Raw genomic sequence first — 14,184 nt, 5'->3', positions numbered from 1 at the left:
GGCGGTGAACGTGAGAGCAGAATGGGTGAGTTTCGTCCGCAGCACCCTCCCGTTTGCGAAACCAGTTAGCAAGACTAATTTGCTAGACTAACTAATATGCCTGACAAATTGGACGACGAACTCCGCATCGCTTTCATGCGTATCGCCCGTCGCATCCGGCAGCAACGCCACGACGACACCCTCAGCGACAGCCAGCTCTCCGTTCTCTATGTGCTCAGCCAGCATGGCGGCAGCACGCTCGCGGCCCTCGCCGAGCACGAGCGCGTCACCCCGCCCTCGATGAATCGCACCGTCAACTGCCTGAGCGAAGAGGGCCTCGTCACGCGCTCCAGTTCCCCCGACGACGGCCGCAAAGTACTCATTGAAGCGACGGATGCGGGAGTTGAGCTGATTGCCAAAACTCGCCAGCGCCGCGCCGAATGGTTCGCCGCCGAACTCTCGGCCCTCTCTGCTGACGAGCACGCCGCCCTCCACGCGGCCATTCCGGTGCTGTTGAAGTTGGCCAATTCGTGAGCGCAATGTTCCGCTCGCTTCGCTTCTTCAACTACCGGCTCTGGACCATTGGTGCGATCGTCTCCAACACCGGCGCGTGGATGCAGCGCACCGCCCAGGACTGGATCGTTCTTACCGAACTGACCGACCACGACGCCGCGGCTCTCGGGTTCACAATGGCGCTGCAGTTCGGCCCCCTGCTGCTGCTCATGCCCATCGCGGGAATCATCGCCGACCGCTTCGACCGCCGCGTCGTGTTGCTCTGGACGCAGTTCAGTCAGTTCATTCTTGCGCTCGGCCTCGGCATCCTCGTGGTCTCGGGCTACGTCGAGCTCTGGCACGTTTACGTCTTTGCGCTACTTCTTGGTGTGGCCACCGCGATCGATGCGCCCGTTCGTCAAGCCTTCGTTTCGGAGCTCGTGAGTGACAAAGACCTGCCCAACGCGGTCGCGCTCAACTCCATGTCATTCCAGAGCGCCCGCCTCATCGGCCCCGCGATTGCCGGCGTACTCGTTGCCGCGATCGGCTCCGGTCCGGTATTCCTCGTGAACGCGGCCTCGTTCGCGGGCGTGCTCGCGTCGCTGTGGTTCATCCGTCGCAACCAGCTCTACCCCGTGGCCAAGCTCGGGCGAGCGAAGGGCCAGATTCGGGACGGGCTGCGCTACGTGCGCAACCGGCCAGACATCCTGATCGTGCTCGTCATGGTCTTCTTGGTCGGAACCTTTGGCTTCAACTTCCCCGTCTTCATCTCCACCATGGCGACCACCGAATTCGGCAAGGGCGCAGCGGAGTTTGGCCTGCTCTCGTCGATGATGGCCGTAGGCGCGATCGTCGGCTCGTTGTTGGCCGCTCGCCGCGAGCGCGCACGCTTGGGCGTCGTGGTGGTCGGCTCTGCCTTCTTTGGCATCGCATGCATGATCGCCGCTCTCGCCCCCAGCTACTGGACCTTCGGCGCCGCCCTCACTATCGTCGGCGTCTCCTCGCTGACGATGATGACAACCGCCAACGCCTACGTTCAGACCTCCACGACACCGATCATGCGTGGCCGCGTCATGGCTCTCTACCTCGCGATCTTCGCCGGCGGCACCCCGATCGGCGCCCCCATCGTCGGCTGGGCCGCCAACGAGCTCGGCGCCCGCTGGGCCCTCGGCATCGGCTCCCTCTCGGGACTTCTCGCCGCGGCCGCCGCGATCATCTGGCTTGTCTACAGTCGCGGGATGCGCGTGGGCCGCGTGCCCGAAAGTCGCTTCCGCCTGCGGTTGCGCTTCCCACCCGAGCCCACCCCCGATGAAGAACGCGAACTCGCGACACAAGAGATCGCGATCGTCGAGACCACCACTCGCCGCACGAGCTAAACGCAGCGTGGGGCGGATGCTCGCAGCATCCGCCCCACCTGTCGTTGACGTCTCTGGCGGCCTACGCCTCGCGGGTGATCTCCACGCTCACGAACAGCTTCGAGCCGAACGGCCCCGCGTACACACCGCGGAGGGGCGGCACGTCGTTGTAGTCGCGACCGCGACCCACGAGCACGTGCCGGTCTCCGATGTCGATGAGGTTGGTCGGGTCGTAGCCGCGCCACTGCCCGGCACAGAACCACTCGATCCACGCATGGGACTCTCCCGTGACCTTCTCGCCGATAGCGGCATCCGGTTTCGGGTGAAGGTAACCAGACACATAGCGAGCGGGGATGCCGACCGAACGCAAAGCGCCGAGCGCGAGGTGAGCGATGTCCTGGCAGACACCCTTGCCACCGGTCCACGCTTCGGTCGCAGTCGTTGCCACTCCCGTGACGCCGCTCATGTACTCGATGGCGTTACCGATGGCCTTCGAGATTTCGAGCGCACTCTCGCACGCGTCATCCGACTTCGCCGCAATGTCTTTCGCGAGTGCAACGACCTCAGCCGGCGGCTCGGTGCGGCGGGTCTGGCTGAGGTTCTCGACGGCATCCATCGACAACTCGGCGGCCGCTTCAAGCTCGACCCACGACATGCACTCCGAGTCGTGCTCGCGCTCGTGAACCTCAACAAGGCTCGTGGCGGTCAACGACAACTCCTTGTGGCCCGTCAGCACCTCAAACGAGGCAACGCGCGAACCCCAATAGTCGACATAGTTGCTCTGGCTAGAGAGCGGCAAGATGTCGAGGTTCGAGAACAACACGAGCTGGCTCTCGACACTGGCGGGCAGCATCCGAGCCTCGTTGTACGACGCGGTAACTTCGCCGCCGTAGCTGAAACCCGTGGAATGGACGATCCTGAGTCGCTTCATGAGATCTCTCCAACCCACTCGGGAGCGGCATTCGTGGGGAAGTAACGGTGACGCACTGCCTCCGAAGCCGCACTCGTTGCCGCCTGCACTCGATCCATATGGTGAGGCAGGTCATCCAAAATCTCGGCGATCGGCCGATACTCCAACTCGCTGCGAATCTTTCCAAGCAAACGCTGCGCATCATCGTTCACACCGACGCGGTTAATGCGGTGGGGCTCGAGCTCACGCATGCAGTCCTCAGCCCGCGAAACGGAGAAGAGGATGCTGCGCGGGAACAAGCGATCCAGCAGCAAGAACTCGGCGGCGTTGCTCGCGCTCGGCACACCGCGATAGGTGCGCAAGTAAGGCTCGTAAGCGCCACACGACCGCAGAATCGTGGTCCACGACGGACCACTGGCTTCCGTGAGGCTTCGCGTGGCCAAGAGTCGCGCAGTCATGTCCGCACGCTCGAGACTGCGACCGAGGGTGAAGAACTGCCACGCTTCGTCCCGACTCGTCGCGGACTCGACAATGCCCACGGCCAGAGCGGAGCGCTCACGAACCCAGGAGAAGAAGTCCGAAACCTTGTCTCCCGAAATTCGGCGCGGCATCCGGGTCTGGGTGGTGTTGAGGCACTCCCACAGCTCAGTGGACACGATCTCGCGAGCACGACGCGCGTTCTCGCGAGCAGCGCCCAAGGAATAGGCGATCGAGGCCGGCTCAGTGCGGTCAACCGCGAGGATCGACAACACGTCACCGCGAGTGAGAGTAACGTCGGCCGGAGCCTCGCTACCCATCACGCTCAAGAGCGCACGGCAGGCGTCATCCTCTTCAATCCACGGATCTTCGAGGAGCAACTGAAGGTGAACGTCGAGGATACGGGCGGTACCGTCAGCACGCTCAATGTAGCGACCGATCCAGAACAGCGATTCTGCGATGCGACTCAGCATGATTGACCTCCCTCGGTGTCGACACTCTGCTGTTGCTGCTCTTCTTGACGCTGTCTCTGCGTGAGCGTTCGAGTGGTGTCATGATCTTCGGCATGATCCTCGTGAATCCCCGCCTCGAGCAGCATCTCGGGCGTGATGACGGTGATTGCTTCTGTATCGGCCTGGCGTTCGACGAGACCCTGAACGGTGCTGTCTGACTCCGCCACCTTCTCGCGACCAACAACCCACGTGTCTTTCGAGCCACCACCCTGCGAGCTGTTGACGACGAGCTGACCTTCAGGCAGCGCAACGCGAGTGAGACCACCCGGCAGCACCCAGACATCATTTCCGTCGTTGACAGCAAAGGGGCGAAGGTCGGCGTGACGCGGCCGCATGCCGTCGTCGATCACCGTGGGGATCGTCGAAAGCTGCACCACAGGCTGAGCAATCCACCCGCGCGGATCCTTCAAGAGCTGCTTGCGCAGCGTCTCCAACTCCGGCTTCGTTGCGGCCGGGCCAATCACGAGGCCCTTACCACCGGAGCCATCTACGGGCTTCACCACGAGCTCGTCGAGCCGGTCGAGCACTTCTTCCAGCGCTCCCGGATCTTCGAGACGCCAGGTATCGACGTTGGGGATAATCGCCTTCTCGCCGAGGTAGTAATCGATGAGATCAGGCAAGTACGTGTACACGAGCTTGTCGTCGGCGACACCGTTTCCGACCGCGTTGGCGATCGTCACGTTTCCGAGGCGAGCCGCAAGCATCATGCCCGGGCTGCCCAACATGGAGTCGGCACGGAACTGCAGCGGGTCGAGGAACTCGTCGTCAACCCGGCGGTAGATCACGTCGACCCGAGTGGGGCCGGCCGTGGTGCGCATCCAGACCCGACCGCCAGAGCAGAACAGGTCTCGACCCTCCACGAGCTCGACGCCCATGAGGCGAGCGAGCAGCGTGTGCTCGAAGTACGCCGAGTTGTAGACACCCGGAGTGAGCACAACGACGTTGGGTTCATCCACGCCGCCCGGCGCACTGGCACGCAGAGCCTGCAGCAGCTTGTGGGGGTAGTCACCGACGGGGCGAACCCGCATCGAGACGAACAACTCAGGAAGCGTTTGGGCCATGACCCGACGGTTCGAGATCACGTAGCTCACACCACTGGGCACGCGCACGTTGTCTTCGAGAACGCGCCACGCACCAACTTCGTCGCGGATGAGGTCGATACCGCTGACCTGAATACGCACGCCATTGGCTGGGTCGATGCCGGCCGCTTGACGGTGGAAGTGGCTGGATGAGGTAATCATCCGAGCCGGAATCACCCCATCTTTGATGGCGTTCTGAGGCCCGTAAATGTCGGCCAGGAATGCCTCGAGCGCTCGAACGCGCTGCTTGATTCCCGACTCAACCTGTTTCCACTCAGAGAGGTCGATAACTCTGGGAACTGCATCCAGAGGAAAGGGTCTCTCTTCGCCAGCGAAGTCGAAAGTAACGCCCTGGGCGAGGTAACTGTCGGCGAGTGCTTCAGTACGTCCGCGCAGCTCTTCCTGCGTCATTTGCGCCAGCGCGTCATGGATCTCGCGGTAGGGGCGACGTATCTCGCTATCGGCAGAGAACATCTCATCCCACGCGGCTGGTCCGGTGCGTTTGGAGGCGCTTGATGTGTATCCGTCAAACAAATCTGCCATGTACAGACACTATGCGGGTTAATCGATTTCCGCGCGAAAGTGCGTTGATTCAGCCATATTGACGCGGACAATTTACAGTTAAGTAATGGCTGCCAACCTCCCCACAATTCTCGTTCTCCCCGGTGGAGGGTATTCGCGCCTCGCACCCCACGAAGGCGAGCCCGTTGCTGCCTGGTTGCGTTCGATCGGCTGGAATGCTCGCGTCGTCGAGTACCCCGTTGCCACGAAGCATCCCGCTCCATTGCTGGCAATTCAGTCCGAAATTGCGAAGGAACGTGCGCTAGGGGCACCGCTCGTGGGCGTTTTGGGCTTCTCCGCTGGCGGCCATTTGGCTGGCCACGCGGCTGTAGCGCCCGTTGCTGACGACAACGAACGCCCCGACTTCGCCGTGCTCGGCTACCCCGTTGTCACGATGACGGGCGAGACGCACGCCGGCTCTCGCGAGAACCTCATCGGACTGGATGCCAACTCCTTCCTGCGCGAAGACACCTCACTCGACCTGCTGGTCACGCCCGCCACGCCTCCCATGTTTATCTGGCACACGGCTGCTGACGAGCCCGTTCCGGTCGAAGCGCACTCGTACCCGCTGGCCATGGCACTGGCGGCAGCCGGCGTCCGCCACGAATTGCACGTCTTCTCCGACGGCAAGCATGGCCTCGGTCTCGCCGAGGGCACGCCCGCCGAAGCGTGGCAGGCACTGTGCGAGATCTGGTTGAGTTCGCTGCTCTAACGAGAACTCGCTGCTCTAACGGCGCAAACGCTGCGTCGCGCTCTAGCGGCGCAAGCTGAAGGCTTCAGCCTTGTTGGTCGGGCCCGAAACGAGAATGGTGTCGTCGGCGGCGATGACAGTTTTCTCATCGGTGTAGGTCCAGGCTCCGCCGAGCGGACGAACGGCCGTAACCGTGACTCCCGCGGTTGATCGCACTCGAGACTCCCCCAGCGTCTTGCCGATAATCGCGGCCGGTGGGGCCATCTTGACGAGCGAGAAGTTGTCGCCGATCTCGAGGTAGTCCTGCATCGATCCCCGCACGAGGTGAGCGACGCGACGCCCCATCTCCTTTTCCGGGTAGATCACGTGGCTGACACCGAGCTGTTCCAAGATCGTGCCGTGCGCATCGCTGACGGCCTTCGCCCACACGTGCGCGACATTGAATCGCAACAGCAGCGACGTGGTCAGGATGCTCGCCTGAATGTCACTGCCGATCGCCACCACGACGCGGTCGAACTCGGGCACAGCCAACTGCTGCAGCACCTCCTCGCGCGTGGAGTCAGCCGAGACCACATGGGTCAACTGGCCATTCATCTCCTGCACGATCGACTCATCCAGATCGACGCCGAGCACTTCGGTGCCGTTGGCCATGAGTTCCAGCGCCAGAGCGCGACCGAAACGGCCCAATCCGATGACCGCCACCGAATCTGCGGCGGCCACGGACGAGGCATCCGAACCAGAGAACATGCGCAATTTAGCCAATGATCGGCCTTTCTTTGGGAAGTTCATACAGGACAGCGCGCTCACGCAGAGCGAGCGCGGTAGCAAAACCAATAGGGCCGAGGCGGCCCACAAACATAAGGACAGCCAAGATGAGTTGCGCGGCCACCGGCAGCTCGGGCGTGATGCCCTCCGAGAGGCCGACGGTGCCGAACGCCGACACCGTTTCGAACAGCACGGGGCCTAGCGGCAACCCCGAGAGCAACATGATGGTGATGGTGGATGTCGCGACAACGCCGACCGAGAGCAAGACCACCGCGATCGCCTGGCGGTGCACCGCGCGCGACAGTCGCTTGCCGAAAACATTCACGACGCCGTCTCCGCGCACCTCCGCGAGGAGGATGAAGAACAGCACCGCGAAGGTCGTGATCTTGATGCCACCGGCGGTGCCGGCGGGGCCACCACCGATGAACATGAGTGCGGTCATCCCGAACTGGCTTGCTTCGCTCATAGCGCCGATGTCGATGCTGTTGAAGCCAGCCGTGCGGGTTTGCACCGATTGGAAGAAGCCAGCCAGAAGCTTGGTCTGCCAGTCGAGCGGGCCGAGGGTGGCGGGGTTGTTCCATTCGATCAGTGTGATGTAGGCGGTGCCGGCGACGAGCAACAGCGGGGTCGCCGCGATGACGATGCGGGTGTTCATGCTCCACTTCAGGCGGTTGCCGCCGTGCCGCAAGAGCTGCACGATCACGGGGAAGCCGAGGCCGCCCAGGATGATCTCGGCGCACAGCGTGAGCGACACCACCGGGTCATCAACGAATGAGATCATGCTGTCGCTGAACAGCGCGAAACCGGCGTTATTAAACGACGACACCGCGTGGAAGATCGCGAACCACGCCGCCTCCCCCACGGTGTAGCCGTAACGCAGCAGAAACCAGAAGAAGAGAATGAGCGCGCCGACACCCTCGATGATGAGCGAGATCTTGAGCACGCCAAGAATCAGCGATCGCACATCACCAAAGCCGACGCTCTTGGTCTCGGCGGCGGCCGTAATGCGTGAGCGCAGAGAGAGGCGGCGGACCACGGCGATGCCGATGATGGAGGCGAAGGTCATGACACCAAAGCCACCCACCTGAATGAGCACCATGATCACGACCTGACCGAAACCAGTCCAGTAGGTCGGCGTATCGACAATTACATGGCCAGTTACACACATCGCCGAGACCGCTGTGAAGAACGCCTCGACGAGCGTTGCGCCACCCGGCCCGGTACGCGAAATGGGTAGCGCCAGCAGGGCTGTGCCCGCTGCGATACCTATCAGAAACCCGAGGAGAGTCAGCTGTGCTGGATGAACCAGTTTTCGCTTGCTTCCCGTCCCGCGAAGGATGTTGTGCACCGGGATACAGTACGCCTGTTTCGAGCCGAACGTAACGCCCCTAGTGTTGAATCGTGCTGCGGGATCTAGTCCGTGAGCGGCTCCAACACGAAGACCGGAATCTCGCGTTCAGTTTTGGCCTGGTAGTCCGCGTAGTCGGGGTAGGCCGCGACCGAACGCTCCCACCAGAGAGCCTTCTCGTCACCGGTCACTTCACGCGCCATGAAATCGCCCTTGAAGCCCACATCGTGAAGCTCCACCTGTGGGTTGGCCACGATGTTGTGGTACCAGACCGGATGCTTCGGAGCACCGCCCAGCGAGGCAACCACGGCATAGTGGCCGTCGTGCTCCACTCGCATGAGAGCGGTCTTGCGCAGCTTGCCAGACTTGGCGCCGACCGTGGTCAACACGATGATTGGCATCCCTCGCATGAGGTTACCCTCGTGGCCATTACTAGCTTCGAAAACTTCGGCCTGATTGCGGGCCCACTCTGAGGTGCTTGGTTCGTATTCTCCTGTTAGCGGCATGCTTCCACGTTACCGCCCGGAAGCTCAGGAAATACTCAGAGATAGGTAGTTTCTACTCATGCGCTTACCTACGCTCGAGGGCTTTACTGGTCGCATGATCACTTCACAGCGCGCGCTGAAAAGCGCAACCGCCATCGCTATTGCGGCCGGCCTCACCGTTTCCCTTTCCGGTTGCTTCGGCAACCCCCTCGAGAGCCTCACCGACAACCTCATCGAGAACACCGTAGAGAACGCGATTGAGGGCACGACCGGCGTCGATGTAGATGTTGACGGCGACGGTACGGGAGGCTCGCTGCCCAAGTCGTGGCCTGCAGAGGTTCCTGCCCCCGACGGCGACATTTTGTTCTCGCTCGGAATGGACGATGGCTACAGCGCAACGATTCAGGTGGACTCTGACGCGGCAGCCGAGGCAGGCTACGAGGCACTCATCTCCAGCGGTTTCGAAATGATCTCCGAACTTTCGCTCGGCGACAACGGTTACCTCTACGGTCTTGAGAGCGACAGCTGGATCATTCAGTACTCATGGGCCACGACCGAAGAAGACGGCACGCTCGTGAACATGATCGTGTCCGCCGTCGAACAGTAAAAAATTGGGGCTAGTGGCGGTGCGGCTCTGAGCGAGCGCCGCCACTACAGCTCAGAAAGAAACTCTTCGAGTTCCACCCGACCCTTGACGCCCAGCTTGCGATAGATACGCGCTAGATGATTGTCGACGGTGCGAACCGATAGCCCCAGATGTTCGCCGATCTCGCGACTGCGTTTACGGCCAGCGGCGGCTCGAGCGATTGTCCACTCCCGCTCGGTGAGCTCATCCGCGATGGCGTCGCCCGGCACGCGATCCATGTCGGCAGCGAGGCGGCGGGCGAGCAACCTTGCCTTACGCTCCAACTCGCTGCGGTGGGCCTTGGCTGCGGTACGCGCGCCTTCCAGAAGGCCATCGACCGCGAGCGCAGCCACTCCCGAGGCCGCAAGACTGGGGGCGAGTTCGCAGAGGCGTGCGACATCCGCTTCGGCTGCGGCGTGAGCCCATTCGTGGATGCGGGCAATCAGCGGAGACGGCGAGAGTTGCGTCAGCAGTTCCAACTGTTCGAGCGCGGCTGCCGGATGCCCGACCCGAATCGCCACGGTCAGGGTGAGGGCGCTCAGCAGGAAGTGGCCCAGGATGATGCCTTCAGCAACGGCGGCAACGATGACCGCCGCCGCTTCTTCGGTACGCCCCTCAGCGGCAAGCAACCAGGCCTCACACTCGGCGCGCTGCAGAATGACTTTGGCGTCGCCCGCATGTTCGGGGGAAACCTCGGAGAGTAGTTCGCGCGCCGTTTCAGGCTCGCCCAGTTGCGCGTCGACGGTGGCATGGAGGGCGACGGCGGTGCCGAGCAGGCCGGTGAAGTCGCGCCATTTCAACTGCTCGACCGCGAGCGTCGCGAGAGCCTGAGCATCACACAGTCGCCCTTCGTGCAGGCGAACGATGGCCAGCGCATACGACCACACTCCCGCCGAGTCAGCGAAGCGGTCGAGACGGCGTTGGGCAGCAAAGTCGCGAGCGCGCACGATCTCGGCATCAGCAACGAGGGCTAAGAACTCGGAGAGATCGAGAAGCGAACCTGCAAAAGGCGCTTCGAAGCGATAGGCCTCCGCCAAGGGACGGGTCTGCAGAATCGCCGCAAACGCGTCGGCGGGGTTGCCCGCCATCGTCGCGATCATCGCCGCGGTGAGTCCCGCGTTCACAGCACCGAGTCCGCCGTCGGGCGATACCGGATCCGCTACTTCGGAGAGGGCCCCCGCATCTCCGGTCATGAGTTGCCACTTAGCGAGCTCTGGGCGCAGCACCGCTTGGGCACCGGCATCCATTCTCGACAATTCACACGTCACGCGATCGACGGCATCCGAAGGGCGAGAGAGCCGATAAACCATGTGCTGGCCCCAGCGGGCAAGAGCGATGGCACGCTGTTCTTGATCCTGCGACAGTGCGATGGCGGACTCGAAAACCACCGACGACCGCTCTGACTCGGCCAGCGCCGAGAGGGCACTCGCCAACACGAGCTCGGGCGCGAAACGGCGTTCAGCGAGCTGGGCACGTTCAGCGAGAGAAGCTGCGACCGCATGGTCCCCGGCGGCATGCGCGTAGCTCGCCGCCCAGTCCAAGTCGTCATTACTGATGACGGCATCGGTGGTGGTGAGCAATACGGTTGCGGTGAAGCGCAGCTGCTGATCGCCCATCGGCATCAGTCGCCCGGCGATCTCCTTCACCAATTCGGCACGCTCGGCCTGCGCCAGATCGATCGTGAGGGCCTCGGCAAACAACGGATGGGCCAAGCGCACGAGCGGGGTGGTTTCGTCGCCGGCGTCTTCGGCGATGCCCTCACTCGTGAGGTAGGCCAGGGCATCACCCTCGTCGACAGCGATAGCCGAACGCGGGATGGGTTGAGCGATCGCAATCAGTTGCGCCAGGCGACGCTGAGCCGCAGAAAGCTGCTCCACGCGGTCGGCAATCGTGGCGCGCACGTGCTTGGGCAGAGTCGCCACCGACACCTCAACACCAAAATCACCGCTGCGGATGCCGCCCGCCCTGCCCGCAGCAAAGATCAGTTCCCGCAGCATGAGTGGGTTGCCGCGGCTCGCCTCGAACAGGGCGCGAAGACTCTCGGGGCGCAGCGTGCCGCCCAAATACTGTTGGAGGATCGACTGGCTGTGTTCGAGACTCAACCCTTCAAGCTCCACGATGTCGATCAAGTTTTCATGCAGCAGACGCGCGATGGGGCCGTCGACCTCATGCGAGTCGCAAGCGGTGAGCAGCATCGTGACACCGAAGACGCGCACAAGTTGGTACAGCACGCTGGCGGAGACGGCATCCAATAGCGGCGCGTCATCAATAACGAGAACGAACTTCTGCGGGTTCCCCCCCACCACTCCGACAAGCGCTTGAACGCGGTCACTCACGCTCTCAATGTCATTCTTGCCGGCACTGGCCAGCACTGGGGCGAGGGCTCCGAGCGGAACATCAACCAGCTCAGCGAGGCCGATAACGGGGATGACGGTGCGTCCATCGGCGCGGAGCGCGTGCGAGATGTGGGCGCCCAATGTTGTCCTGCCGACGCCGCTCGGACCGCGCAACATGACCGACCGCGGACGAGGGCCGCGAAGGGCCGTGAGCACAGCATCCCTCTCGCTTTCGCGGGGTACGACCGGCCAGCGCGCCATGAAGCCCCTCCCTCCGAGCAATAGTCAACGTCGCCGACAGCCTAGTGGCCGGGTGTTGCGAGGTGAATAACGATTGTGTGAGGCATGCTGGAGAGGCCGTTGCCCGCCGCCGAGTTCAGGAGCCCTGCGCCATGATCACGATTGCCCTTCCCGACCAGCAGATCTTCGACCGACTCGCGCCGCAGTTGCCCGACGCCAACGTGATTGTGTGGTGCCCCGCTGACGGCGCGCCCCCCGTGCACATCGACCTCGCGCTTGTCGGCTACTTAGGCGCATCCGGTGGTCTCGGCGCGTTCGCCGGAATGGATGTCGCGGCCATCCAGTCCCAGTCGCTCGGTTACGACGGCATCGAGAATCGGCTGCCCGCCGGCATCACCTACTGCAACGCTGTTGGAGTGCACGAAGCCTCCACCGCTGAACTCGCTGTGGGCATGATCATCTCTGAACAGCGCGGCTTCCCCTCGCACTTCGCGAACCAGCAGACCGGCACGTGGGACCAGCACGAGCAGCCCGGGGTTGCCGGCAAGACCGTTGTGATCGTGGGTGCCGGCGGAGTCGGAAACCAGATCGCCGACAAGCTCGCCCCCTTCGACGCCAACGTCGTGCGCGTCGCCCGCAGCAACCGCAGCGACGAACGCGGAGCCGTTCAATCAATGGATGCGCTTCCCTCGCTGTTGGCGAAAGCCAACATCGTCGCGATCGCCGTTCCCCTCAGCGACGCCACGATGAACCTCGTCGACGCCGCCTTCCTGGAGGCGATGAAACCCGGCGCGCTGCTCGTGAATGTATCTCGCGGCAAGATCGTGGACACCGACGCTCTTGTGGCGGCGGCATCCGCTGGCCACGTTCGAGCGGCGCTCGACGTCACCGAACCCGAACCGCTGCCGAGCGATCACCCGCTCTGGTCGACTCCCGGCGTGACGATCACCCCGCACATCGGTGGCGCGACATCAGCGATGCACGCTCGAGTGGATGCCCTCATGCGCGAGCAGGCACGTCGCCTCGTCGCCGGCGAGCCCCTGGCCCACGTGGTGGTTGACGGCAGTTAGCGCTCAACCCGGATTCGCATCAGTTAAGCCGTGCGCGGTGCCGTCGATTCACGAATGACCAACTTGGGCGCGAAGACCACCTGACGCCGGTCAGCATCAGGGTTTGCTGCTTCGTTGAGAAGAATTTCGACGGCGGTTTGACCCATTTGAGCACTCGGTTGACTGATGGATGAGAGCGGAACGACGGCGGCGCTGGCGAAGTCGATGTCGTCATAGCCCATGAGTGCGATGTCTTCTGGCACTCGGATCGATGGGGTCGAACTACCGTTCATGAGGAGTGCTTGCAGCACTCCCATGGCGACGAGGTCGTTGGCGGCAAAAATGGCATCGGGGCGCTCTTCTGGGGCGCGAGCAACGATTTCTGCTCCTACCGCACGGCCTGCGATCACGCTGAGCGCATCGATTTCGATGACTTCGATCGTTGCGTCAGGAACGCTGTCGACAGCCCGACTGGCGCCCGTGAGTCGGTCGGAAACTTGGCGGATTGCCATGGGCCCTCCGACAAAAGCGATGCGACGGCGGCCCGTTTCAAGGAGGTGGGTTGCTGCCAGTTTGCCACCCACGATGTCGTCGACGGAGACCGAGCTAAATGTCGAGTTGGGGCTCTCGCGGTCAACGAGTACTGCCGGGATTCCGCGTTTTCGCATAGATTCGAGCCGGTCGGTGATGTCACCGTATGGCGAAATAAGCATCCCGTAGACACGCTGCTGTTCAAACAGATCAAGGTACTTCGCTTCGCGCTCGATGCTTTCGTCACTGTTTCCGAGAGTGACAGTCAGTCCGCCCTCGGCGGCTTTATCTTCCGCACCGCGAGCAATATCTGTGAAGAACGGGTTGCGCACGTCGAGCACGACGAGACCGATGGTTTGGCTGTGACCGACCCGCAGTTGGCGGGCGGCATCGTTGCGGATGAACCCGAGTGCTTCAATCGCGTTCTGCACGCGTTCAACCGTCGATGGCGAGACTTTGTGGGGGTGGTTGAGCACGTTTGAGACGGTGCCGACGGATACGCCAGCGCTCTTTGCGACATCATGCACGCTCGGCGTTGACATAGACACAACCAGAGTTTCTCGGCCCGACGTTGGGCAGCGGATGAGGACAAGACGAATTCTCGGCTCAATACGAGTCTAGGGACAAAAGTGTAACGATTCATTCATCGAGGGCAAGTTTAGCGGGCAGAGTGCCGCTGTGGGACTTGACGGACCCCAATACATCGTCGTATCGTTCACGCACGGTCGATTTTATCGATTCAATTGGCG

At 62.6% G+C, this 14,184-nt stretch carries 13 protein-coding genes; 5 read left to right on the top strand and 8 right to left on the bottom strand.

The window, feature by feature from the left end:
• The first annotated feature begins 96 nt into the window (after positions 1–96).
• Positions 97–513 (top strand): MarR family winged helix-turn-helix transcriptional regulator, encoded by a 417-nt coding sequence (locus tag ACWTV1_RS08820; RefSeq protein WP_498504966.1) that lies wholly within the window; start codon positions 97–99, stop codon positions 511–513.
• Entirely contained in the window at positions 510–1,847 is a 1,338-nt protein-coding gene (locus ACWTV1_RS08815) for an MFS transporter (RefSeq protein ID WP_498504965.1), read from the top strand. Before ACWTV1_RS08820 ends, ACWTV1_RS08815 begins: the two co-directional genes overlap by 4 nt.
• Before the next feature lie 61 nt (positions 1,848–1,908).
• Here ACWTV1_RS08815 and ACWTV1_RS08810 read toward each other — a convergent pair whose 3' ends face one another.
• The 3 genes from ACWTV1_RS08810 to ACWTV1_RS08800 are packed head-to-tail and all read right to left on the bottom strand — an operon-like array spanning position 1,909 to position 5,347.
• A complete protein-coding gene (locus ACWTV1_RS08810) occupies positions 1,909–2,757 on the bottom strand; it encodes a transglutaminase family protein (RefSeq protein WP_498504964.1) in 849 nt (282 codons plus the stop codon).
• A complete protein-coding gene (locus ACWTV1_RS08805; protein ID WP_498504963.1) occupies positions 2,754–3,686 on the bottom strand; it encodes an alpha-E domain-containing protein in 933 nt (310 codons plus the stop codon). Before ACWTV1_RS08805 ends, ACWTV1_RS08810 begins: the two co-directional genes overlap by 4 nt.
• Entirely contained in the window at positions 3,680–5,347 is a 1,668-nt protein-coding gene (locus ACWTV1_RS08800) for a circularly permuted type 2 ATP-grasp protein (RefSeq protein WP_498504962.1), read from the bottom strand. Before ACWTV1_RS08800 ends, ACWTV1_RS08805 begins: the two co-directional genes overlap by 7 nt.
• Before the next feature lie 85 nt (positions 5,348–5,432).
• Here ACWTV1_RS08800 and ACWTV1_RS08795 point away from each other — a divergent pair, with 85 nt between their 5' ends.
• Positions 5,433–6,077 carry an alpha/beta hydrolase gene (locus ACWTV1_RS08795; protein ID WP_498504961.1) on the top strand — a complete coding sequence of 215 codons (645 nt, stop codon included), beginning with the start codon at positions 5,433–5,435 and terminating at the stop codon, positions 6,075–6,077.
• Between the two features lie 42 nt (positions 6,078–6,119).
• On the opposite strand, the gene ACWTV1_RS08790 is transcribed toward ACWTV1_RS08795, so the two are convergent.
• From ACWTV1_RS08790 to ACWTV1_RS08780, 3 genes are all read right to left on the bottom strand, one after another.
• Positions 6,120–6,818, bottom strand: a complete 699-nt coding sequence (locus ACWTV1_RS08790) for a potassium channel family protein (protein ID WP_498504960.1) — start codon at positions 6,816–6,818, stop codon at positions 6,120–6,122.
• Positions 6,811–8,169: a TrkH family potassium uptake protein gene (locus ACWTV1_RS08785; RefSeq protein WP_498504959.1), complete on the bottom strand. Its 1,359-nt coding sequence runs from the start codon at positions 8,167–8,169 to the stop codon at positions 6,811–6,813. Before ACWTV1_RS08785 ends, ACWTV1_RS08790 begins: the two co-directional genes overlap by 8 nt.
• Before the next feature lie 65 nt (positions 8,170–8,234).
• Positions 8,235–8,675: a nitroreductase family deazaflavin-dependent oxidoreductase gene (locus ACWTV1_RS08780; RefSeq protein WP_498504958.1), complete on the bottom strand. Its 441-nt coding sequence runs from the start codon at positions 8,673–8,675 to the stop codon at positions 8,235–8,237.
• 58 nt (positions 8,676–8,733) lie between these two features.
• Between ACWTV1_RS08780 and ACWTV1_RS08775 the strand changes: the two genes are divergently transcribed.
• Positions 8,734–9,261: a hypothetical protein gene (locus tag ACWTV1_RS08775; RefSeq protein ID WP_498504957.1), complete on the top strand. Its 528-nt coding sequence runs from the start codon at positions 8,734–8,736 to the stop codon at positions 9,259–9,261.
• Positions 9,262–9,305: 44 nt separating this feature from the next.
• On the opposite strand, the gene ACWTV1_RS08770 is transcribed toward ACWTV1_RS08775, so the two are convergent.
• Positions 9,306–11,876 carry a LuxR C-terminal-related transcriptional regulator gene (locus tag ACWTV1_RS08770; RefSeq protein ID WP_498504956.1) on the bottom strand — a complete coding sequence of 857 codons (2,571 nt, stop codon included), beginning with the start codon at positions 11,874–11,876 and terminating at the stop codon, positions 9,306–9,308.
• 131 nt (positions 11,877–12,007) lie between these two features.
• On the opposite strand from ACWTV1_RS08770, the gene ACWTV1_RS08765 reads away from it, so the two are divergent.
• Positions 12,008–12,925, top strand: a complete 918-nt coding sequence (locus ACWTV1_RS08765; protein WP_498504955.1) for an NAD(P)-dependent oxidoreductase — start codon at positions 12,008–12,010, stop codon at positions 12,923–12,925.
• Positions 12,926–12,948: 23 nt separating this feature from the next.
• Here the strand turns inward: ACWTV1_RS08765 and ACWTV1_RS08760 are convergent, their stop codons facing one another.
• Positions 12,949–13,977 (bottom strand): LacI family DNA-binding transcriptional regulator, encoded by a 1,029-nt coding sequence (locus ACWTV1_RS08760; RefSeq protein ID WP_498505053.1) that lies wholly within the window; start codon positions 13,975–13,977, stop codon positions 12,949–12,951.
• Positions 13,978–14,184: the final 207 nt, after the last annotated feature.

It is taken from the genome of Salinibacterium sp. VpJ6 (assembly GCF_059767345.1).
This window is presented reverse-complemented; position numbering and strand designations above follow the sequence as displayed.

Excerpts from the sequence above, each read along its gene's own strand:
- ACWTV1_RS08820 (WP_498504966.1), top strand. The coding sequence starts at position 97 with ATGCCTGACAAATTGGACGACGAACTCCGCATCGCTTTCATGCGTATC.
- ACWTV1_RS08810 (WP_498504964.1), bottom strand. The coding sequence starts at position 2,757 with ATGAAGCGACTCAGGATCGTCCATTCCACGGGTTTCAGCTACGGCGGC.
- ACWTV1_RS08805 (WP_498504963.1), bottom strand. The coding sequence starts at position 3,686 with ATGCTGAGTCGCATCGCAGAATCGCTGTTCTGGATCGGTCGCTACATT.
- ACWTV1_RS08800 (WP_498504962.1), bottom strand. The coding sequence starts at position 5,347 with ATGGCAGATTTGTTTGACGGATACACATCAAGCGCCTCCAAACGCACC.
- ACWTV1_RS08795 (WP_498504961.1), top strand. The coding sequence starts at position 5,433 with ATGGCTGCCAACCTCCCCACAATTCTCGTTCTCCCCGGTGGAGGGTAT.
- ACWTV1_RS08780 (WP_498504958.1), bottom strand. The coding sequence starts at position 8,675 with ATGCCGCTAACAGGAGAATACGAACCAAGCACCTCAGAGTGGGCCCGC.
- ACWTV1_RS08775 (WP_498504957.1), top strand. The coding sequence starts at position 8,734 with ATGCGCTTACCTACGCTCGAGGGCTTTACTGGTCGCATGATCACTTCA.
- ACWTV1_RS08770 (WP_498504956.1), bottom strand. The coding sequence starts at position 11,876 with ATGGCGCGCTGGCCGGTCGTACCCCGCGAAAGCGAGAGGGATGCTGTG.
- ACWTV1_RS08765 (WP_498504955.1), top strand. The coding sequence starts at position 12,008 with ATGATCACGATTGCCCTTCCCGACCAGCAGATCTTCGACCGACTCGCG.
- ACWTV1_RS08760 (WP_498505053.1), bottom strand. The coding sequence starts at position 13,977 with ATGTCAACGCCGAGCGTGCATGATGTCGCAAAGAGCGCTGGCGTATCC.